16 protein-coding genes, 1 tRNA gene and 1 pseudogene are annotated in these 20,285 nt (G+C 72.3%); 11 read left to right on the plus strand and 7 right to left on the minus strand.

Features of this window, described 5'->3' with window-relative positions:
• Together ACFWW8_RS18395 and ACFWW8_RS18400 are read right to left on the minus strand one after the other, a co-directional pair.
• A pseudogene (locus ACFWW8_RS18395) lies at window positions 1-1,404 on the minus strand (hypothetical protein); the annotation flags it as partial.
• Window positions 1,405-1,411: 7 nt separating this feature from the next.
• The gene (locus ACFWW8_RS18400; RefSeq protein WP_386529945.1) at window positions 1,412-2,407 is read right to left on the minus strand and encodes an SMI1/KNR4 family protein; all 996 of its coding nucleotides are present in this window, start codon (window positions 2,405-2,407) and stop codon (window positions 1,412-1,414) included.
• 437 nt (window positions 2,408-2,844) lie between these two features.
• On the opposite strand from ACFWW8_RS18400, the gene ACFWW8_RS18405 reads away from it, so the two are divergent.
• Window positions 2,845-3,309: a YwqJ-related putative deaminase gene (locus tag ACFWW8_RS18405; RefSeq protein WP_386530097.1), complete on the plus strand. Its 465-nt coding sequence runs from the start codon at window positions 2,845-2,847 to the stop codon at window positions 3,307-3,309.
• A gap of 2 nt (window positions 3,310-3,311) precedes the next feature.
• Complete coding sequence (locus tag ACFWW8_RS18410) at window positions 3,312-3,821, plus strand: SUKH-3 domain-containing protein (RefSeq protein ID WP_386529947.1); 510 nt, start codon at window positions 3,312-3,314, stop codon at window positions 3,819-3,821.
• A gap of 132 nt (window positions 3,822-3,953) precedes the next feature.
• Here ACFWW8_RS18410 and ACFWW8_RS18415 read toward each other — a convergent pair whose 3' ends face one another.
• A complete protein-coding gene (locus tag ACFWW8_RS18415; protein ID WP_386529949.1) occupies window positions 3,954-5,219 on the minus strand; it encodes a sensor histidine kinase in 1,266 nt (421 codons plus the stop codon).
• A gap of 151 nt (window positions 5,220-5,370) precedes the next feature.
• Between ACFWW8_RS18415 and ACFWW8_RS18420 the strand changes: the two genes are divergently transcribed.
• The 5 genes from ACFWW8_RS18420 (at window position 5,371) to pth (ending at window position 9,564) form a co-directional block, all read left to right on the plus strand.
• A tRNA-Gln gene (locus ACFWW8_RS18420) sits at window positions 5,371-5,442 on the plus strand.
• A 109-nt stretch (window positions 5,443-5,551) separates the two neighbouring features.
• Window positions 5,552-6,997: a bifunctional UDP-N-acetylglucosamine diphosphorylase/glucosamine-1-phosphate N-acetyltransferase GlmU gene (glmU, locus tag ACFWW8_RS18425; protein ID WP_386529951.1), complete on the plus strand. Its 1,446-nt coding sequence runs from the start codon at window positions 5,552-5,554 to the stop codon at window positions 6,995-6,997.
• Window positions 6,998-7,132: 135 nt separating this feature from the next.
• On the plus strand, window positions 7,133-8,110 hold the full coding sequence (locus ACFWW8_RS18430) for a ribose-phosphate diphosphokinase (protein ID WP_383806071.1): 978 nt from the start codon (window positions 7,133-7,135) through the stop codon (window positions 8,108-8,110).
• A 190-nt stretch (window positions 8,111-8,300) separates the two neighbouring features.
• Window positions 8,301-8,882 carry a 50S ribosomal protein L25/general stress protein Ctc gene (locus ACFWW8_RS18435; protein WP_386529954.1) on the plus strand — a complete coding sequence of 194 codons (582 nt, stop codon included), beginning with the start codon at window positions 8,301-8,303 and terminating at the stop codon, window positions 8,880-8,882.
• Window positions 8,883-8,973: 91 nt separating this feature from the next.
• Complete coding sequence (gene pth / locus ACFWW8_RS18440; RefSeq protein ID WP_386529956.1) at window positions 8,974-9,564, plus strand: aminoacyl-tRNA hydrolase; 591 nt, start codon at window positions 8,974-8,976, stop codon at window positions 9,562-9,564.
• Window positions 9,565-9,625: 61 nt separating this feature from the next.
• Here pth and ppc read toward each other — a convergent pair whose 3' ends face one another.
• Window positions 9,626-12,397, minus strand: coding sequence for a phosphoenolpyruvate carboxylase (gene ppc, locus ACFWW8_RS18445; RefSeq protein WP_386529958.1), 2,772 nt, complete (start codon window positions 12,395-12,397; stop codon window positions 9,626-9,628).
• Window positions 12,398-12,785: 388 nt separating this feature from the next.
• On the opposite strand from ppc, the gene ACFWW8_RS18450 reads away from it, so the two are divergent.
• From ACFWW8_RS18450 to ACFWW8_RS18460, 3 genes are all read left to right on the plus strand, one after another.
• Complete coding sequence (locus tag ACFWW8_RS18450; protein ID WP_386529960.1) at window positions 12,786-13,766, plus strand: acyl-CoA desaturase; 981 nt, start codon at window positions 12,786-12,788, stop codon at window positions 13,764-13,766.
• Window positions 13,763-14,437, plus strand: a complete 675-nt coding sequence (locus tag ACFWW8_RS18455) for a TetR family transcriptional regulator (protein ID WP_386529962.1) — start codon at window positions 13,763-13,765, stop codon at window positions 14,435-14,437. Before ACFWW8_RS18450 ends, ACFWW8_RS18455 begins: the two co-directional genes overlap by 4 nt.
• A 192-nt stretch (window positions 14,438-14,629) precedes the next feature.
• On the plus strand, window positions 14,630-16,420 hold the full coding sequence (locus ACFWW8_RS18460; RefSeq protein ID WP_386529964.1) for an FG-GAP repeat domain-containing protein: 1,791 nt from the start codon (window positions 14,630-14,632) through the stop codon (window positions 16,418-16,420).
• An 87-nt stretch (window positions 16,421-16,507) separates the two neighbouring features.
• Here ACFWW8_RS18460 and ACFWW8_RS18465 read toward each other — a convergent pair whose 3' ends face one another.
• Window positions 16,508-17,365, minus strand: coding sequence for a trans-aconitate 2-methyltransferase (locus ACFWW8_RS18465; RefSeq protein ID WP_386529965.1), 858 nt, complete (start codon window positions 17,363-17,365; stop codon window positions 16,508-16,510).
• A gap of 160 nt (window positions 17,366-17,525) precedes the next feature.
• On the opposite strand from ACFWW8_RS18465, the gene ACFWW8_RS18470 reads away from it, so the two are divergent.
• Complete coding sequence (locus ACFWW8_RS18470; protein ID WP_386529967.1) at window positions 17,526-18,023, plus strand: MarR family winged helix-turn-helix transcriptional regulator; 498 nt, start codon at window positions 17,526-17,528, stop codon at window positions 18,021-18,023.
• Here the strand turns inward: ACFWW8_RS18470 and ACFWW8_RS18475 are convergent.
• Window positions 17,982-18,749 carry a LuxR C-terminal-related transcriptional regulator gene (locus tag ACFWW8_RS18475; protein ID WP_386529968.1) on the minus strand — a complete coding sequence of 256 codons (768 nt, stop codon included), beginning with the start codon at window positions 18,747-18,749 and terminating at the stop codon, window positions 17,982-17,984. The genes ACFWW8_RS18470 and ACFWW8_RS18475 overlap by 42 nt on opposite strands.
• Window positions 18,750-19,243: 494 nt before the next feature.
• Window positions 19,244-20,203 (minus strand): UDP-glucose 4-epimerase GalE, encoded by a 960-nt coding sequence (galE, locus tag ACFWW8_RS18480; RefSeq protein WP_386529969.1) that lies wholly within the window; start codon window positions 20,201-20,203, stop codon window positions 19,244-19,246.
• Between the last annotated feature and the right edge of the window lie 82 nt (window positions 20,204-20,285).

The raw sequence follows: 20,285 nt of genomic DNA on the forward strand, positions 1-20,285 counted from the left end.
GGGCGGCTGCGGCACACCGGGACCGGCCAGCATCGTCGCGGCGTGGTGCGCGCCCCCACCGGGAGCCCCGGGCGGACCCGGAGGAGCCGGCGGCTGACCCGTACCGGGTGCACCGGGCGGGCCCGGGGGCTGCGGCACACCGGGACCGGCCAGCATCGTCGCCGCGTGGTCGAAGCCGCCGCTCGAAGCACCGGGAGCACCCGGCGGACCGGGCGGCTGCGGCACACCGGGACCGGCCAGCATCGTCGCGGCGTGGTGCGCGCCCTCACCGGGAGCCCCGGGCGGACCCGGAGGAGCCGGCGGCTGACCCGTACCCGGAACCCCGGGACCGGCCAGCATGGTCGCGGCGTGGTTCGCCCCGGCGCCGGGGGCGCCCGGAGCACCGGGGGCGGCGGGCGGCTGCCCACCGATCGAAGCACCGGGAGCACTGGGAGCACCGGGAGCACTGGGCGGGCCCGGCGGCACGGGCGTCTGGCCGGAGCCGCGCGAGCCCGGCCGGGAGATCTGGGCCTTGCTGGTCGGCGCGTCGGCGATGTCGCCCGCATCCGGCCCGAGCGCCGGCACGACCGCCGTGCGCGGGAGCGCGCTGCCCCCGGCCATGAGCGTGGTCTGCGCCTCCGGGGCCACCCCGGACGGGGGCCCGTCCTCCAGGTCCGACCCGGACAGCGGGGGCGCGAACACGGTCGCGGGCAGCGGCACGGACACGTCGTCCGCACCGGGGGTCACGTCGGTACCGGCCCAGGGCGTCGCCCCGGTCGGCACGGCCGACGGGACACCGTCGTTGGCGGTCGGCTCGTACGGGATCTCGCCCCCGCGCCGCAGCGGCACCGCGTGCACGGACGCCGGCGGACCGTCGGCAGGCTCCGGGGCCACCGCATCCGGCGAGGAGAAGGAAGGGGAAGAAGAGGACGAGGAAGAAGAGGAGACCGGCACCGGGACCGAGGCCGGATCCGGCGACGAGGGCGACGAAGGCGATGAGGAAGCGGAAGAGGACGACGAGGACGACGAGGACGACGGTCCGCGCGGGATCCCGGCCCGGTCCGCCGCCTCCTGCAGCCACTCCGGGGGACTCAGCATGAACGAGGTCTGCTCCGAGTCGATCCGCGGCGGCGGAACGGAGGCCTCCGAGGCCGCGGCCGCGGCCGTCGCCCCGTACTCCTCCTCGTACCGGCGGATCACCTCACCCACCGGCAGACCAGGCCACAGCGTGACCTCACCACTGTCCCGGGCGATGACCAGCCGCTGCCGGCCGCCCCCGGACACCGGGCCGGCCGCCCGGTCCTCCGCCCACACCACGAACCCGAGCCCGAACTCCCGCACCCGCACCTCGCGGTGCTGGTAGCCGGGAACGTCCCCGTTGATCCACTCCTCGGCGCGCTCCTGCGCCTGCGCAAACGTCACCACCGCGCCGTCACCCCTCATCCGAACCGGTACGCGCCACGGGAACCGACCGTGCGAATCCGCCGTCCACCATCAGACCGGCCACCGTCTCCAGCTCCGGCGGATTGCCCGCGAGCCGATCCAGGAAGGCATCGAAATCAGCGCCGCACGGCAACAACAAACGCTCCACGCGCTCCTGCACCGACCAGCCGTCCCGGTCGCGCGCGTCGTCATACGGGGAGAACCACACCGACCCGGTGCCCTCGCCCCTCACCTTCAGCGCGAGCAGCCCGCCCTGGACGAAGGCCACGCACAGGTAGTCCTTCGTCAGGTGGTCCCGCAGGCACTTGTTGACGTACACGAGGTCGTTGACCGCCGCCTCCTCGCGCACCGTGAAGAACGGCTGGTCCACCAGCAGGCCGAGGTCCACGTCCAGGCCCGCGCCGACCGGCGCGCAACCGCCCGCGGCCTTGAGGAACGAGCGGTACGCCTCCGGCAGCCGGTAGCCGAGGTCCTCCTCGACGCCCTGCACCTGCTCCTCGGACACCGACACCACCGACTTCGGCAGCCCCAGGTGCACCGGGCGCACTTCCTGGAGGGCCCGGGTCCCGCGCTTGTCGTGGTCCACCGGGGCCGTCACCAGTCCCGCGTGGTGCCGCAGCAGCGCCTTCACCTCGACCGGGACCAGCTCCATGCGCCGCGAACCCGACACGTGGTGCCAGGTCCAGCCGTGCGGGGTCGCCACCGGACCGACCGTGTCCCACAGCTCGTGCCCGGCGGCACGCATCGCGGCGTTCGCGGAGACGCAGTCCGTCAGCCGCAGCTCGTCCACGCCGAAGCCCTCGGGCGGGTCGGCGATCTCGACCGCCGCACGCGCGTAGGCGGAGAAGTCCGGATGGCCGTTGCCGTCCATCCGCACACCGTGGGGATGCCGAGCGGCCCGGACGGGGTCCGGGAAATGCACGACCTGCCCCGAGTAAGCGGCGTTGGGTGGCGCGGCCTGCTGCCCGAGCCGACCTGTCGTCATGGCGGTAGCCCCCTGCTGGATCTGGCTGGTTCGCCACAGCCTATGCGCTGGGGCAAGAGGCTCACCCGCGCGTAGGCCACACCTCCGGGCTCCGGCCAGGAACATCCGAATTGATACGAAAATTCGACCCCGCTTCCACAGGACGAGAGACATTTGGCAGGCTGTCCCCGCGGCACGGGGGCGTGCGCGACAGCGGCCACCACCGCCGCCACGGGAGGGAAAGCGCGACCATGCACCACACGGCAACACGGCCGGATCCGGCCGAGACCGCCGCGGGAGGCCCGGGAACACCGGGAGACCGAGCGGCGGCGCAAGGACCCGAAGGCACACCGGCACGGGAAGGGACGAGGCCCACGGAAGAGCGGGAAGCGGCACCGCAGGACCGGGGAGCACCCGCGGGCGCCGCCGACGGGGGCGGTCCCGCCGGCGATCCCCGCCTGCGCTGGGGCGGCGCCGACGGCCGGCCGGCCCCGCCGGTCCTGCGGTTCCGCCGCGACGGGATCCTGCCCACGGTCGCCGCGGCCCTCTCCGTACGCGGCGAGACGCTCACCGGCACCGCGGGCAAGGCCGACCAGCCCCCCGTCCTGCACCCCCTCGTCCAGGACTTCCTCGACACCCTCACCAGCGGCCAGCGCGAACGGTTCACCGGCCGGTGTCCGGAGGCGCTCCTCCTCTCCCGCCACCTGGCGGCCGTCGAGGGCGCCCGCTCCAAGCGCGCCTCCCGCAAGCCCCTCGCCGCGAGCGAGGCCCGGCGTTCCCTCAAGCAAGCGAAGATCACCGCCCGCCGCATCCGCGAGGACGGCGACCCGCTCCACGGCAGCTACGCACCCCCCTGCCGCTCCTGCGAGGCCCTCCTCGCCCACTTCGGCGTACGCTCCGTCGACCTCACCCCAGCCGAGTAGCCATGACCAGCACCTCCGCGTCCTACGACCGCTCCGCGGCCACCCGCTTCCCGGTCGCCGTGAACTCCGCCCTGCGCATCGCCGGCTGGGAACCCGGCCGCTGGGACATCAAGCAGGCCGAGTACTGGGCCGACGCCCTCCGGGACCACACCACCCCCGCCGGGCACCGGCACACGGTGTTCCCGGCCGCCGTCGAGGCCTGGGCCGAATTCGGCGGCCTCACGGTCACCGCCCCGGGCCCGGGGCGCCAGATAGCGCCGGTCCCCGTCCGGATCGACCCGCTCACCGGCCTGCACCTGGCCCGTACGTTCGCCGACCTCGGCCGGGCCCTGTCCACCGCGCTGTGCCCGCTCGGCGTCGAGTCCGACGGCGGCTCCCACCTCGCGCTCGACGCCGAGGGCCGGGTGTACGGCATCGACCACACCGGCGACTGGTACCTCGGGGCGAGCGTCGACGAGGCCCTGACGCTCCTCCTGACGGGCCTCCAGCCCACCCGCCTCACCACCGGCTGACCGGCGGGGTCGGGCCCCGGCCCGCGCCCGGGGCCGCCCGCCGAGGCCTGCCGTGTCTTTCGGATCATGGCGGGCCCGGGGTGTCCGGCACCGCGCCCCGCGGCGTTCTCGCCGGTCGCCGACACACCAGGCCTAGCGGACCGGCAGGACCGCCGACACCTTGAAGCCGCCCTCGTCCGTCGGCCCCGACACGAAGACCCCGCCCAGCCCGAGCACCCGTTCCCGCATCCCGACGAGCCCGTTGCCCCCGCTGGGCAGTCCGTGCTCGGCGGAGGTCCCGTCGCAGGGCCCGTTCTCCACCTGCATCGCGACCTCCCCGTCGCGGTGCGCCAGCCGGACCACGACGCGCGCGCCCGGGGCGTGCTTGTGGCAGTTGGTCAGCGCCTCCTGAACCACCCGGTACGCCGTCTGCTCCACCTCCGCCGCGTACGCCGCCCCCTCCCCGTGCACCACCATCTCGACGGTCATCCCGGCCGTACGCGACTGTCCGACCAGCGTGTCCAGCTCGACGAGCGCGGGCCCGTCCTCGAAGCTCCCGGCCGGCGCCGCGGTCACGGCCACGGTGGTCGCCACGGGCGCCGGGACGGGCTTCGGCTTCTCGGCGGCCCGCAGCACGCCGAGCATCTCCCGCAGCTCGGTCAGCGCCTGGCGCCCCATGTCCCCCACCAGGGCGGCGTTCTTCACGGCCCGCGCCGGGTCCTTCAGCGCCACCGCCTCCAGGGCCGCGGCGTGCACCACCATCAGGCTGACCCGGTGTGCGACGACGTCGTGCATCTCCCGCGCGATCCGGGTCCGCTCCTCGGTCCGGGCCCACTCGGCCCGCTCCTCCGCCCGGTCGGCCAGCAGCGACAGTTCCCGTTCCAGGGAGTCCGCGCGTTCCTGGAGGCTCTCCATGAGCCGCCGCCGGGCCCCGATGTACAGCCCGAACAGCACGGGCGGCACGGTCAGCGCCACCGCCACGAAACCGGACAGCACCACCACCAGCGTCGGATCGGCCTCCACGTCCCCGCGGGTCCGCATGTACATCACCGCGAAGGTCGCGGCGAGCGACATGGAGGTCAGCGTCGCGATGATCCGCCGGGGCACCTCGGAGGAGGCCAACGTGTACAGCCCCACCACTCCGAGCAGGAACCCCATCGCGGCCGGAGCCACGGCGATCCCGACCAGCACCACGGCGATGGGCCACCGCCGCCGCAGCACGATCACGGCCCCCACCACGATGCCGAACAGCACCCCGACCGCGGTCGGCAGCCCCGCCTCGCGCGCGAAGAGTACGCCCTCCCACCCGCACTCGACGACGGACAGCGCGCCGAGCGTCAGGTCCACCCAGAGATCCCGGCGCCGCACCCACCACGAAGGCGGCCCAGCCCGGCCTTTCACTTCCCCCGTACCGGTCATGCGCTCCACCCTAGCCAGCGCCCCCTCGTACGGCCGGGTCGCGTCGGCCGAAGCGACGGCGAAGACCGTCGCGTCGGGGGCACCCGGTGCGGCATAGTAGGTGCCGTCGACTCGACCACGACGCCGTGATGTCCGGTCAAGTCGCCGACCATCCCCTGTGGTGTAATTGGCAGCACTGAGGCTTTTGGTGCCTTATGTCCGGGTTCGAGTCCTGGCGGGGGAGCTGCGCACGTACGGGTCCCGACCTCCACGGTCTGGACCCGCCTTCGTTGGGGGGCACGGGCCCCCCGCTATCCTTCACGGGTCCACCCCCGAAGCCGAAGGGCCTACCCGTGAGCGCCAACCGCCCGGCAGCCGTCGTCGTACTCGCAGCGGGGGAAGGCACCCGCATGAAGTCGGCCACCCCCAAGGTCCTGCACGAGATCTGCGGGCGCTCGCTCGTCGGTCACGTCGTCGCCGCCTCCCGCGAGCTGGACCCCGCCCACCTCGTCGTCGTCGTCGGACACGCCCGCGAGCAGGTCACCGCGCACCTCTCCACCGTCGACGCCGAGGTCCGCACCGCCGTCCAGTACGAGCAGAACGGCACCGGCCACGCGGTCCGGATGGCCCTGGAGGAGCTCGGCGGGAACGTCACCGGCACCGTGATCGTCGTCTGCGGCGACACCCCGCTGCTGACCGGGGAGACGCTCCGCGAACTCGCGCGCACGCACGAGACCGACGGCAACGCCGTCACCGTGCTCACCGCCGAGGTGCCCGACTCCACCGGTTACGGGCGGATCATCCGGGGCGCCGACGGCGCCGTGACCGGCATCGTCGAGCACAAGGACGCCACCGACGCCCAGCGCGCCGTCCGTGAGATCAACTCCGGGGTCTTCGCCTTCGACGGCACCCTCCTCGCGGACGCCCTCGGCAAGGTCCGCACCGACAACAGCCAGGGCGAGGAGTACCTCACCGACGTCCTCGGCATCCTGCGCGAAGCCGGGCACCGCGTCGGCGCCTCGGTCGGCGGCGACCACCGTCAGATCCTCGGCATCAACAACCGCGTGCAGCTCGCGGAGGCCCGCGCGCTGCTGAACGCGCGCCTGCTGGAGCGGGCCATGCTCGCGGGCGTGACGGTCGTGGACCCGGCCAGCACCTTCGTGGACGTGACGGTCACCTTCGGGCAGGACGCGCTGATCCACCCCGGCACCCAGCTCCTGGGCGCCACCCACATCGCGGAGCGGGCCGAGGTGGGCCCCCACACCCGCCTGCGGGACACCACCGTCCACGCGGGCGCCCGGGTGGACAACACGGTGGCCGAGAGCGCGGTCGTGGGCGAGTCGGCGACCGTGGGGCCGTTCGCGTACCTGCGTCCGGGCACGAACCTCGGCGCGAAGGCCAAGGCCGGCACGTACGTCGAGATGAAGAACGCGACGATCGGCGAGGGCACCAAGGTGCCGCACCTGTCGTACGTGGGCGACGCGACGATCGGCGAGTACACCAACATCGGCGCGGCCAGCGTGTTCGTGAACTACGACGGCGAACACAAGCACCACACGACCATCGGCTCACACTGCAAGACGGGCTCGGACAACATGTTTGTGGCACCCGTCACCATCGGGGACGGCGCCTACACGGCGGCCGGCTCCGTGATCACCAAGGACGTACCGCCCGGTGCGCTGGCCGTGGCCCGCGGCCAGCAGCGGAATATCGAGGGCTGGGTGGCGCGCAAGCGCCCCGGCAGCGCCGCCGCGACCGCGGCGCAGTCGGCGGCCCCGGAGGACACCGGCCATCACTGAGGTGAACTGACCGGAAACGGCTGCGCCCCCGACGGCGTACCGTGATAGGTGCACGCAATTCGGCTGGCTCACCGTGCGCGGGACGGACGCACACGGGGGCGAGCAGCTTTCCCACACGTCTGAGGAGACAGTGCTGTGACCGGAATCAAGACGACCGGCGAGAAGAAGCTGATGCTCTTCTCCGGCCGCGCCCACCCCGAGCTGGCCGAGGAGGTCGCACACCAGCTGGGAGTCGGCCTCGTGCCGACCAAGGCTTTCGACTTCGCGAACGGCGAGATCTACGTCCGCTTCCAGGAGTCGGCTCGCGGCGCGGACTGCTTCCTGATCCAGAGCCACACGGCTCCGATCAACAAGTGGATCATGGAGCAGCTGATCATGATCGACGCGCTGAAGCGCGCGTCGGCACGTTCCATCACCGTGATCGTCCCGTCCTACGGCTACGCCCGCCAGGACAAGAAGCACAAGGGCCGCGAGCCGATCTCGGCCCGCCTGGTCGCCGACCTGCTCAAGACCGCGGGTGCGGACCGCATCCTCACGGTCGACCTGCACACGGACCAGATCCAGGGCTTCTTCGACGGACCGGTGGACCACCTCTCGGCCCTGTCGGTCCTCGCGGACTACGTCGGCGCCAAGGTGGACCGCAGCAAGCTGACCATCGTCTCCCCGGACGCCGGCCGCGTGCGCGTGGCCGACCGCTGGTGCGACCGCCTGGACGCGCCGCTGGCCATCGTGCACAAGCGCCGCGACAAGGACGTCGCCAACCAGGTGACCGTCCACGAGGTCGTCGGCGAGGTCAAGGGCCGCGTCTGCGTCCTGGTCGACGACATGATCGACACCGGTGGCACCATCTGCGCCGCGGCCGAAGCGCTCTTCGCCCACGGCGCGGAGGACGTCATCGTGACGGCCACGCACGGCATCCTGTCGGGCCCGGCCGCCGACCGCCTGAAGAACTCCAAGGTCAGCGAGTTCGTGTTCACGAACACCCTGCCGGACCCGTCCGACCTGGAGCTCGACAAGATCACGGTGCTCTCGATCGCCCCGATGGTCGCGCGCGCGGTGCGCGAGGTCTTCGAGGACGGCTCGGTCACCAGCCTGTTCGAAGAGCAGCAGTAAGCGTTCGTCAGCGGACGCGGTAGATCCTTTTTGGTACGGCCTCCCCCGCCGGGTACACTCCATGAGTTGCTCGGCGAGGGAGGCCGTACCTGTTTCCGGTACGGATGCTCCGTTATCGACGCGCTCTTCGTAGCAGGCCGTTCCGGCCGGGTGACCAGTCCGTTCTTCCGTCACCCCACGAGGAGTGAGCATGTCCGAGGTCAAGCTTTCCGCCGAGCTCCGCACGTCGTTCGGCAAGGGTTCCGCCCGCCAGGCCCGCATCGCGGGCAAGGTTCCCGGCGTCATCTACGGTCACGGCACCGCCCCCCAGCACGTCGACGTCGAGGGCCACGGCCTGCTGCTCGCGCTGCGCACCCCGAACGTCCTGCTCTCCCTGGACATCGCGGGCGCCGGCACCGAGCTGGTCATCCCGAAGGCCGTGCAGCGTCACCCGCTGAAGCGCTCGATCTCCCACGTCGACTTCCTGATCGTCAAGAAGGGCGAGAAGGTCACCGTCGACGTCGCGATCGTCACCGAGGGCGAGCTGGCCGTCGGCGGCAACATGCTGGAGACCCTCCAGAACACCATCTCCGTCGAGGCCGAGGCCACGCACATCCCGACCGAGGTCACCGTCTCCATCGCGGGCCTCCAGGCCGGCGACACCATCCACGCCAAGGACCTGGTCCTCCCCAAGGGCACCACCCTGGCCGTCGACGGCGACATCGCCGTCCTGCAGGTCGTCGCCCCGCAGGCCGAGGAGCCGGCCGCCGAGGCCGAGGGCACCGAGGCCTGAGCCTCCCCCTCACCCCTCAGCAGTTGCTGACCGACCGCCGTCCGGCTCCACTGGAGCGGGACGGCGGTCGTTCCCGCTTAAGGAGCTTTTGATGTCGGACGACGCGGCGCCCTGGCTGATCGTCGGCCTCGGCAACCCCGGACCGGAGTACGCGGGCAACCGCCACAACATCGGGTTCATGGTGGCCGACCTGCTGGCGGACCGGATCCGCGGGAAGTTCAAGGCGCACAAGGCCCGGGCCCAGGTGGTCGAGGGCCGCATCGGACCGCCCGGACCGGCGGGCAGCCGGGTCGTGCTGGCCAAGCCGATGACGTACATGAACCTGTCCGGCGGCCCGGTGACGGCCCTGCGCGACTTCTACAAGGTGCCGCTGGACCGGATCGTCGCGGTCCACGACGAGCTGGACATCGACTACCCGACGCTGCGGCTGAAGCTGGGCGGCGGGGACAACGGCCACAACGGCCTGAAGTCGATGACGAAGTCGATGGGTCCCGACTACCACCGGGTCCGCTGCGGCATCGGCCGGCCCCCGGGCCGGATGCAGGTCGCGGACTTCGTGCTGAAGGACTTCTCCTCGACGGAGCGCAAGGAGCTCGACTGGTTCGTGGACCGGGCGGCCGACTCCGTGGAGAGCCTGGTCTCCGAGGGCCTGGAGCGCGCGCAGTCCACGTACAACTCGTAACGCAACGGGAGCCCCCGCACCGGAAGGGTGCGGGGGCTCCCGTGTGCCGTGGTGCGGCGGGTCAGCCGGTGTTGCGCAGGCCCGCGGCGACACCGTTGACGGTGAGCAGCAGGGCGCGGGCGAGCAGCGGGTCCGCCTCCTCGCCGCGGGCGGCAGCGGCGCGCTGGCGGGCCAGCAGGGAGACCTGGAGGTAGGAGATGGGGTCCAGGTAGGCGTCGCGGACGGAGAAGGTCTGCTGGAGCACCGGGTGGGAGTCCAGGAGCTTCTCGCCGCCGGTGATGCGCAGGACCTCGCGGACGGTCAGCTCGTGCTCGGCCTCGATGCGGGCGAAGACGTGCTTGAGGTCGTCGGGCACGAGGGTGTCGACGTAGTGGCGGGCGATCCGCAGGTCGGTCTTGGCCAGCGTCATCTCGACGTTGGACAGGAAGTTGCGGAAGAAGTGCCAGCGCTCGCCCATCTCGGTCAGCGCGTCCGCGTGACCGGACTCGCGCAGCGCCTTGAGGCCGGAGCCGACGCCGTACCAGCCGGGGACGATCTGGCGGGACTGGGTCCAGCCGAAGACCCACGGGATGGCGCGCAGTCCGTCGAGGCCCGCCCCGGAGTCGGGACGGCGCGAGGGGCGCGAGCCCAGGTGCAGGTCGGCGAGCTGGTCGACGGGGGTGGCCGCGAAGAAGTACGCGGGCAGGTCCGGGTCCTCGACGAGCGCGCGGTACGCGGCGTGGGCGGCGTCGGAGACGGTGTCCATGGCCGCGTCCCAGCGGGCGAGGGCCTCGTCGGACTGGCGGGGCGCGGTGTGCAGGGCGGATGCCTGCAGGGTGGCCGCGACAGTCAGTTCGAGGTTCTCCCGGGCCAGGGACGGGACCAGGTACTTGTCGGAGATGACCTCGCCCTGCTCGGTGACCTTGATCTCGCCTTCCAGCGTGCCCCAGGGCTGCGCGAGGATCGCGTCGTGCGAGGGGCCGCCGCCGCGGCCGACGGTGCCGCCGCGGCCGTGGAAGAGGCGCAGCCGCACGCCGTAGCGGTGCGCGACGTCGCGCAGCCGGCGCTGGGCGCGGTGGATCTCCCACTGGCTGGTGGTGATGCCGCCGAACTTGGAGGAGTCGGAGTAGCCGAGCATGACCTCCTGGACGTCGCCGCGCAGCGAGACCAGACGCCGGTAGGACGGGTCGGCGAGCATCTCGTCGAGGATGACGTCGGCGGCGCGCAGCTCGTCGGTGGTCTCCAGGAGCGGCACGATGCCGATCTTGGCCCAGCCGCCGTGCAGGTCGATGAGGCCGGCCTCGCGGGCGAGGACGGCGGCGGCGAACACGTCGTCGGCGCCCTGGCACATCGAGATGATGTACGACTCGATGACCTCGGGGCCGAACTTCTCGAAGGCGTCCTTGATGGCGCCGAAGACACCGAGGGTCTTCTGGCCGGCCGCGTCGAGCGGCGCCGGGGTGGGGGCCAGCGGGCGCCGGGAGCGGAGCTCCTTGGCGAGGAGCTTGCCGCGGTACTCGCGCGGCATGTCGGCGTAGCGCCAGGACTCCTCGCCGAGCCGGTCGAAGAGCTGGCCCAGCGCGTGGTGGTGCGCGTCGGCGTGCTCGCGCACGTCCATGGTGGCGAGCTGGAGGCCGAAGGCGGCCAGGGTGCGGATGGTGCGGTCCATGCGGCCGTCGGCGAAGAGCGCGCCGCGGTGTTCGCGCAGGGAGGTCTGGATGAGGGTGAGGTCGGCGAGCAGCTCGGCGGTGCCGAGGTAGTCGCGGCCCTCCTCGTGGGAGGTGCCCCGGGCGAGGCGCTCGCGGGTGTTGACGAGCTTCTGCCGGATGCAGGTGGCCTTGAGGCGGTACGGCTCCTCGGCGTTCAGCCGCTTGTAGCGCGGGCTGATCTCGGGGAGGCGTTCCAGGTCGGCCTGGAGCGAGGCGAGGAGCTCCTCGGTGGCGCCGGTGTAGCGGATGGAGTTGGACAGCAGCCCGCGCAGGAAGTCGACGAGTTCGAGGGCGTCGGTGATGCCGTGCTCGTGCTGCAGGATCAGCACGTCGCGGGTGACGTCGGGGGTGACGTTCGGGTTGCCGTCGCGGTCGCCGCCGATCCAGGTGCCGAAGGTCAGGGGGCGGGTGCCGGGGGGCAGCTCGACGCCGACGCGCTGGAGTTCGGCGGCGAGGTCCTCCAGGACGTCGCCCACCGCGCCGGCGTGCAGCTCGTCGAGGTAGTAGATGGCGTTGCGGGCCTCGTCGGCGGGCTCGGGGCGGACCACGCGGAGCTCGTCGGTCTGCCAGACGAGGTCGATGTTCTCGGCGAGGCGCAGGTCGTGGCGGCGGCGGTCGCCGGCGCCGGTGACGGGCTCCTCCAGCAGCGCGGCGATGCGGCGCAGCTTGTTGAGGACGCTGCGGCGGGCCGCCTCGGTGGGGTGCGCGGTGAAGACCGGGCGGACGTTGAGGTTCCTGACCGTCTCGCGCAGGTGCTCGGGGTCGGCGTCCTTGAGCATGTCCGCGGTGCGGGCGAGGAGACCGCCCTCGGCGGCGCGGTGGGCGCGCAGCTCCTTGCCGCGGTGCACCTGCTCGGTGACGTTGGCGAGGTGGAAGTAGGTGGAGAAGGCGCGCACCAGCTTGGCGGCGGTCTCCAGATCGATGTCACCGAGCAGCTCGGCGGCGGCCTCGCCGTCGGTGCGGGTGAGGGCGCGGACGCGTTCGACGAGGTCCAGGAGGTCCTGGCCCTCCTGGCGTACGAGGGTCTCCCCGAGGAGGTCGCCGAGGCGGCGGATGTCCGCGCGCAGTTCTGCGTTCGCGGTGGCGGCCGGGGTGAGGGGGGCTGCCGGCTGGGAGGCCAGGGGGGCCTGGTCAGCACTGCTCACAGGTGCGGCTCCTTGCAGTGTTTCGAGCGCTACTGGGCGGTGGGCTCCCGGTCGCACGCGGCACTGCCGCTCCTGATGCGCAGCCCGGGCTGCCCGTGCGGACCGCGCTGTCCGACGAGAACAGGATAGGTGTCCGATCCCCCTGTCCGGTCAGTTGTCTCGCGAGGCGGCCGCGACGCGTGCCGTGCAGGGCCTGTGGACGTCGCGCGTACGGCGTGTGCACGGCGTGTGGCGACTCGCTCCGGCCGCGCTCCTCTTGCCCTCACCCCTTGATTTGCCATACTTACGATGCCGTAGGTTACGGGTCCGTAGGCTCCGTGCTCCCCCGGTTCCCCCAGCACCGCTGGGTGGTGCCCCCTCGCCGACTCCTCACCCCCAGGGGACCCCCATGACCACCAGGCCCGATCTGATCGAGGACGCCTCGGCGCCCTCCGACGCCCCCGCGCCGTCAGCGACCCTGGGCGGCGAGAGCAAGCGGTCCGTCGAGCAGATCGCCCTCCTGCTGTTCATCACCGTCCCGTTCCTGGCGCTGCTGGCGGTGGTGCCGCTGGCCTGGGGCTGGGGGGTGAGCTGGCTGGACCTCGGCCTGATGGTCTTCATGTACTTCCTGACGTGCCACGGCATCACCATCGGGTTCCACCGCTACTTCACGCACGGTTCCTTCAAGGCGAAGCGGCCGCTGCGGATCGCCCTGGCCGTCATGGGCTCCATGGCCGTGGAGGGCCCGCTGGTGCGCTGGGTGGCGGACCACCGCAAGCACCACAAGTTCTCCGACCACGAGGGCGACCCCCATTCGCCGTGGCGGTTCGGCGAGACGCTCCCCGCCCTGATGAAGGGCCTGTGGTGGGCGCACATCGGGTGGCTCTTCGACGAGGAGCAGACCGACCAGCAGAAGTACGCCCCGGACCTGATCAAGGACCCGGCGATCCGCCGGATCTCGCGCGACTTCATCTTCTGGACGATGTTCTCGCTGGCGATCCCGCCGCTGGTGGGCGGTCTGGTGACGATGTCCTGGTGGGGCGCGTTCACGGCGTTCTTCTGGGGTTCCCTGGTGCGCGTGGCGCTGCTGCACCACGTGACGTGGTCGATCAACTCGATCTGCCACGCGGTGGGCAAGCGGCCGTTCAAGTCCCGGGACCGCTCGGGCAACGTGTGGTGGCTGGCGGTGCTGTCCTGCGGGGAGTCCTGGCACAACCTGCACCACGCCGACCCGACCTCGGCCCGGCACGGGGTGCTGCGCGGCCAGGTCGACTCCAGTGCGCGGCTGATCCGCTGGTTCGAGCAGCTGGGCTGGGCCACGGACGTGCGCTGGCCGTCCGCGGCCCGCATCGACGCCCGGCGCAGGGAAGACGAGTCGAACGCGGCATGATGGGGGACGTGGCGAACGAGGGCGGTACATCCAGCAGCGACAAGCCGCGGCGCGGCCGCCGGGTGCGGATGACGGGCGTGGAACGGCGCCAGCAGCTGCTGGACATCGGCCGGACCCTGTTCGCGGAGAAGGGCTTCGAGGGCACGTCGGTCGAGGAGATCGCGGCGAAGGCCGGGGTGTCCAAGCCGGTGGTGTACGAGCACTTCGGCGGCAAGGAGGGCCTGTACGCGGTCGTCGTGGACCGCGAGATGCGCCAGCTGCTGGACGGGGTGACGGGCGCGCTGACGGCCGGGCACCCGCGGGAGCTGCTGGAGCAGGCGGCGTTCGCGCTGCTGGACTACATCGAGTCGTACACGGACGGCTTCCGGATCCTGGTGCGCGACTCGCCGGTCGCGCAGTCGACGGGCACCTTCGCGTCGCTGATCAGCGACATCGCGACGCAGGTGGAGGACATCCTCGGTCTGGAGTTCAAGGCCCGGGGCTTCGATCCGAAGCTGGCTCCGCTGTACGCGCAGGCGCTGGTCGGGATGGTGGCGCTGACCGGGCAGTGGTGGCTGGAGACCCGGCAGCCGAAGAAGGCCGAGGTCGCGGCGCACCTGGTGAACCTGTCCTGGCACGGGCTGGAGAACCTGGAGGCGAAGCCCCAGCTGGTGGGCCGCCGCAAGAGCTGAGCGGGCGGCGGACACGCGTCACCCCGAGCCCGAAAGGTTGTACGGAAAACCACTTCTACCTCGGGAAACGCGGCGGTACTGTGTGATCACTTCCCGGGGGGGACCTACGGACGATCCGCAGCGCCGCGTTTCCGCGTGCGCCGGTCGTCGTGACGGCCACCCGGTTCTACCTGCGATCACGGGGGAACCCTCTTGCGCTCTTCGCGCCTCGGCCGCATCGCGGCCTGCACCGCACTCGCCCTCTCCGCCGGCACCCTGCTCTCCGTCGGCCAGGCGACCGCCGCCGGCAAGGCCTCGGACCGCCCGGCGCCCGCCGCGGCCAAGGCATCGACCGCCCCCAAGTCCACCGTCCCGCACGCCGCCACCCCGGCGCCGGGCGTCCTTGCACCGAAGAGGGCGACCGCCAAGGACACGGGCGCGCGCGCAGCGGCCCCGCAGAGCCTGGCGGCCGCGAGCAGCGTGGCGCAGCCGCGTCTGGACCTCGACGGCGACGGTTTCAGCGACCTGGTCTTCCGCTCGACGCTCGGCTACACCGGTGTCTTCGCGACCGGCGCGCCCGCGGGCGACCCGTCCACCGACTTCCGCATCGAGGGCGACGAGACCGAGACGGTCAAGGACATCATCGCCCTCGGCAACGTCGGCGGCGGCTGGAACCCCGAGATCCTCACGCTCACCTTCGACGGCAAGCTCCAGCTCCGCGAGACCTCCGGCGGCACGGCCGGCGCTCCGAAGTGGACCGGCACCGGCTGGCAGGTCTACAACCGCGTCATCGCGGCGGGCGACCTGAACAAGGACGGCCGTCCGGACCTGCTCGCCCGTACGCACGCCGGCGACCTGTACTACTACAGGAGCACCGGCAACCTCTCCAACCCGTTCGCGGACCGGGTCAAGGTCAGCGGCGGCTGGAACCAGTACGACCAGATCGTCGGCCTGAGCGACATCGACGGCGACGGCGACGGCGACGTCATGGGCCGCACGTACACGGGCGACCTGTTCGTCCACAAGGGCACCGGCAACGGCGCCAGCCCGCTGGAGTGGCGGAACCAGATCGCCAGCGGCTGGACCGGTTACACGCAGATCATCGCGGCCGACGACCTCGACGGCGACGGCAGGGCCGACATGATGGGCGTCACCGTCACCGGTGACCTCTTCTGCCACTTCTCCGAGGGCAACGGCCTGTTCTCCCCGCAGTACGACTGCGGCTCGAACTGGAAGAGCACCGAGCTCTTCCTCGGCTCGGGCGTCACGCCGGTCTACGGCAAGCACAACGTCGGCACCCTCGACGCCGGCGGCCAGTACTGGTCGCACGACGCCAAGAGCGACGGCTCGGTCTTCGAGCCGCGCAAGACCGGCGACTTCGTCTGGCCGGACGACGGGTCGAAGCTGGTCGTGGCCTCCGGCCTGGACAAGGTGAACTGGGGCCACAAGTTCCAGTTCAACCAGTGGGGCCTGACCAACCGCACCACGAACCAGTCGATCGCCGGTGACTGGTGGGGCGTCACGAACCTGGTCGTCGGCGGCGGCGACGTCTCCGGCGACGGCAAGGGCGACCTGCTGACCCGTGACGTCTGGGGCAGCCTCTACGTCCACCAGGGCAACGGCACCGGCAACGCCTTCGCCGCCCCGGTCAACGTCGGCAACGGCTGGGACCAGTACAGGCTGATCGCCTCCGGTGACTTCAACGGCGACGGCTACGCCGACGCGGTCGGCATCACGAACAGCGGCGACCTGTACTTCCACCCGGGCGCCGGCAAGGCGAACGCGCCGTTCGCGGCCCGCTGGCTGGTCGGCGGCGGCTACCAGACCTACAAGGACGCCGTGTCCCCCGGCGACCTGACCGGTGACGGCAAGGCGGACCTGGTCCTGACCGACGCCGGCGGCAACGTGTTCCGCTCCGAGGGCGGCAAGAGCCTCTTCGGCAGCGAGGTCCTCACCGGGCCCGTCTTCTTCAAGGGCAACCTGACCTACCGCTCCATCGGCTGACCTCCCGACACCTGCACGACGGCGCCCCGCCACCGGATCCTCCGGTGGCGGGGCGCCGTCGTGCCGCCGTGCCCGCGGGCCGGGCGGTCAGCCGTCCTTCCGGGCGACGACGAAGATCCGGCGGAACGGGAAGACGGTGCCGCGCGGCCCGGTCGGGTACGCCGCGCGCAGCAGGTCGCGGTATTCGGTCAGCAGCGCGTCCGCCGCCTCCCGGTCGTCCCCGAGCGCGGTCAGCACGGGCCGCAGGGCGGTGCCCTTGACCCAGTCCAGCACCGGGTCGGGACCCTGCAGCAGCTGGTGGTAGGTGGTCTCCCAGACGTCGACGGCGCAACCGAGCCCGGTGAAACGGGCCAGGTACTCGGCGGGCTCGCACAGGTGGACGTAATGGGCGCCGAGACCGGCGAGGCGGGCGCGCCAGCGCGGGGAGTCGCACAGCTCGGCGAGCATCGCGTGGCTGGGGGCGGTGAAGTTGCCCGGGACCTGGAAGGCCAGGGTGCCGCCGGGGCGCAGGCCGTTCGTCCAGACGGCGAAGGAGGCGGGGTGGTTGGGCACCCACTGCAGGGCGGCGTTGGAGACGATCAGGTCGTACGGCTCCTCGGGGAGCCAGTCGGCGAGGTCGGCGCGGCGGAACTCCAGGACGCCGCCGCCGGCGGTGGGGCCGGAGTACTCGTCGGTGGCGCGCCGGAGCATCTCCGGGGAGAGGTCGAAGCCCGTGATGCGGGCCTGGGGCCAGCGGTCGGCGAGCAGGGCGGTGACGTTGCCGGGGCCGCAGCCGAGGTCGGCGATGCGTGCGGGCCGGCCCGGCAGCTCGGGTATCCGGGCCAGGAGGTCGACGAACGGGCGCGCACGGTGTTCGGCGTGCCGGAGGTACTGCTGGGGGTCCCAGGTGGGCGCGGAGGGTCCGGTGGCCGTGGGGGTCCGGTCCTGCGCGGTATCGGAATGCATGGGCAAGCCTCCCTGCTGGCGGGGCGGTCGGAAGCGGAAGCGGTTCCGGACCCTCCCTGCCCCATGGTCGCCCCGTTTATATCTCGACGTCAAGATGCTTGATATCGACATACACGACATGAAGAGACTTCACGTCGACAGACCCCTTACACTGATCGGCATGGAGGACGAGGTCGACCGATTGGTCGCGGCTTGGCGGCGGGAGCGCCCTGACCTCGACGTGGAACCGCTCGAAGTGCTGAGCCGCGTCAGCAGGCTCGCGCGCCACCTCGACCGCGCCCGCCGGCTCGCCTTCGCCGAGCACGGCCTGGAGCCGTGGGAGTTCGACGTCCTCACCTCGCTGCGGCGCGCCGGCGCGCCCTACCAGCTCTCCCCGGGTCAGCTGCTGACCCAGACGCTGGTCACCTCCGGCACCATGACCAACCGCATCGACCGGCTCGCCAAGAAGGGGCTCGTCGAGCGGCTCCCGGACCCCAGCGACCGCCGCGGAGTCCTGGTGCGGCTCACCCCCGAGGGGCGGGACCGCGCCGACCAGGCCCTCGCCGGACTGCTGGCCCAGGAGCGGGCGATCCTTGCCCAGCTCTCGCAGGGCCAGCGGGGCGACCTCGCCGGGCTGCTACGCCAGCTGACCGCTCCGTTCGACAACGTCCCCGGCTAGCTCCGCGGGACGTACGCCGGCCCGCCTGGCCAGTGCCACCGCGGCGAGCGTCGAGTGCACGCCGAGCTTGCCCAGCACGTTCTGCATGTGGGTGCGGACCGTGTGCGGGGACAGGAACAGCCGCGCCGCCACGTCCTTGCGCCCCAGCCCCGCCACCATGCAGCGCAGCACCTCGTGTTCGCGCGGGGTCAGCGACTCCACGAGCCGTTCACTGTCCGTACGGTGCTTGCGGGCCGCGGTCAGCTCGCGGAGCACTCCGGTGAGCAGTGCGGGCGGGAGGTGCGTCTCCTCGCGCAGCACACCGCGGACCACGGCCAGCAGCCGCGAGAGCGAGCAGTCCTTCGCCACCCAGCCCGAGGCTCCCGCCTGCAACGCCAGTGCGGCCCGGCGGGGTTCGTCCCGCTCGGCGAGGACCACGGTGCGGACCCCGGGATGGGACACCCGCACCCCGGCGACCAGGGCGATCCCGTCCGGGACGCCCGGCGGCGGTCCCGAACCCGACTCGCGCTGGGCGGGTAGGGCCCCGGCCGCGGCGCCGAGATCGGCGTCGACCAGCAGGACGTCGAAGCGGCGGCCCTCGGCCACCGCGCGTTCGAGGCAGCGCAGCGCGGCGGGGCCGCTGCCGGCCGCGGACACGTCCACGTCCGGCTCGGCCGCGAGCGCGGCTGCGAGCGATTCGGCGAAGATGCGGTGATCGTCCACCACGAGAACCCGGATACGAACCACAAAACCCCCAAGGGTAGGGGAACGGACGGCGGCGGGTACGGCGCCCGGACCGGGTGATCCGCAGCTGTCGCGGCCGCCGCCGAGACACCTCTGCACTACCCCGGACCGGACGCCGTACCCGACGTGTCTCGACCCCTGAATCAACACCGGCCCCCACCGGTGTCACGCAACAGCGTAGGGCCGGGGCGGCTGGCAGTTGGCCGAATTGCAGAAGTTTTCCCAGGGATTTTCCCACGCGGCCGCTCCGAACGGGCTTTGTCATGGCTTGATTTCGACTGCCCCGAAGGTCCGGATGGCCGCTTCCGGCCCGGCCTGTGCCGCGGGCAGTTGCACGGGGGGCATGTCACCCCGCGCGTGCACGCCGGGCGCCCGCGCACGACTCCCGCTCACGGCGCCCGGCGGACACGCGTACGCCCCCCGTACCCGAGGGTGCGGAGGGCGTGCGCGACAGCGGTGTGACCGGCGGCGGCGGTGGGCCGGGAGGCGTGCGCGGGTCAGGAAGCGTGCGTGCGCGCGAAGTTCCACGCGTCCGAGATGATGCCGGTGAGGTCCGAGCGGCTCGGGGTCCAGCCGAGGCGCTCGTGGGCCGTACGGGCGGACGCGACCAGGACGGCGGGGTCGCCGGCCCGGCGCGGGGCGACGATCTCGGGGATCTCCTTGCCGGTGACCTTGCGGACCGTCTCGACGACCTCGCGGACCGAGAAGCCGCTGCCGTTGCCGAGGTTGCAGATCAGGTGCTCACCGGCGGTGGCGTTCTCCAGCGCGGCCAGGTGGGCCTCCGCGAGGTCCGCGACGTGGATGTAGTCGCGCACGCAGGTGCCGTCCGGGGTCGGGTAGTCCTCGCCGAACACCGAGATCGACTCCCGCTCGCCGAGCGCGACCTGGAGGACCAGCGGGATCAGGTGGGTCTCGGGGGCGTGCCGCTCCCCGAACCGCCCGTACGCGCCCGCCACGTTGAAGTAGCGCAGCGAGACGGCGGCCAGGCCGTGCGCCGCGCACTCCCCCGCGATCATGTGGTCCACCGCGAGCTTCGTGGCCCCGTACGGGTTGGTCGGCGCGGTGACGGACGCCTCGGTCAGCAGGCCCTCCGCCGGCTCCCCGTAGGTCGCGGCGGTGGAGGAGAAGACCAGCTTGCGCAGACCCGCGTCCCGCATGGCGCCCAGCAGCGCGAGGGTGCCGCCGACGTTGTTCTCCCAGTACTTGGCCGGGTTCGCCACCGACTCGCCGACCTGCGAGGAGGCCGCGAAGTGCAGCACCGCCTCGTAGGAGCCGTCGAGGTGCTCGGCGGCGTCCTGGATCCGGCCCTCGATGAAGGTGGCACCCTCCGGGACGCCCGCGCGGAAGCCCGTGCTGAGGTCGTCGAGGACGGTGACCTCGTGGCCGGCCTCCAGGAGGTGGGCAGCGACCACGCTGCCGACGTATCCGGCGCCACCGGTTACCAGGTACTTGCTCACTCGCCTACTGCCTCTCGCGGGGAAACGCGCGCTGGGTGCGTGCGCGTGCTGAGACTGGCTTACCCGATCGGACGCCCGCAGG

Origin of the sequence: Streptomyces sp. NPDC058701, from assembly GCF_042715295.1 — a bacterium.
Classification (GTDB): Bacteria; Actinomycetota; Actinomycetes; order Streptomycetales; family Streptomycetaceae; genus Streptomyces.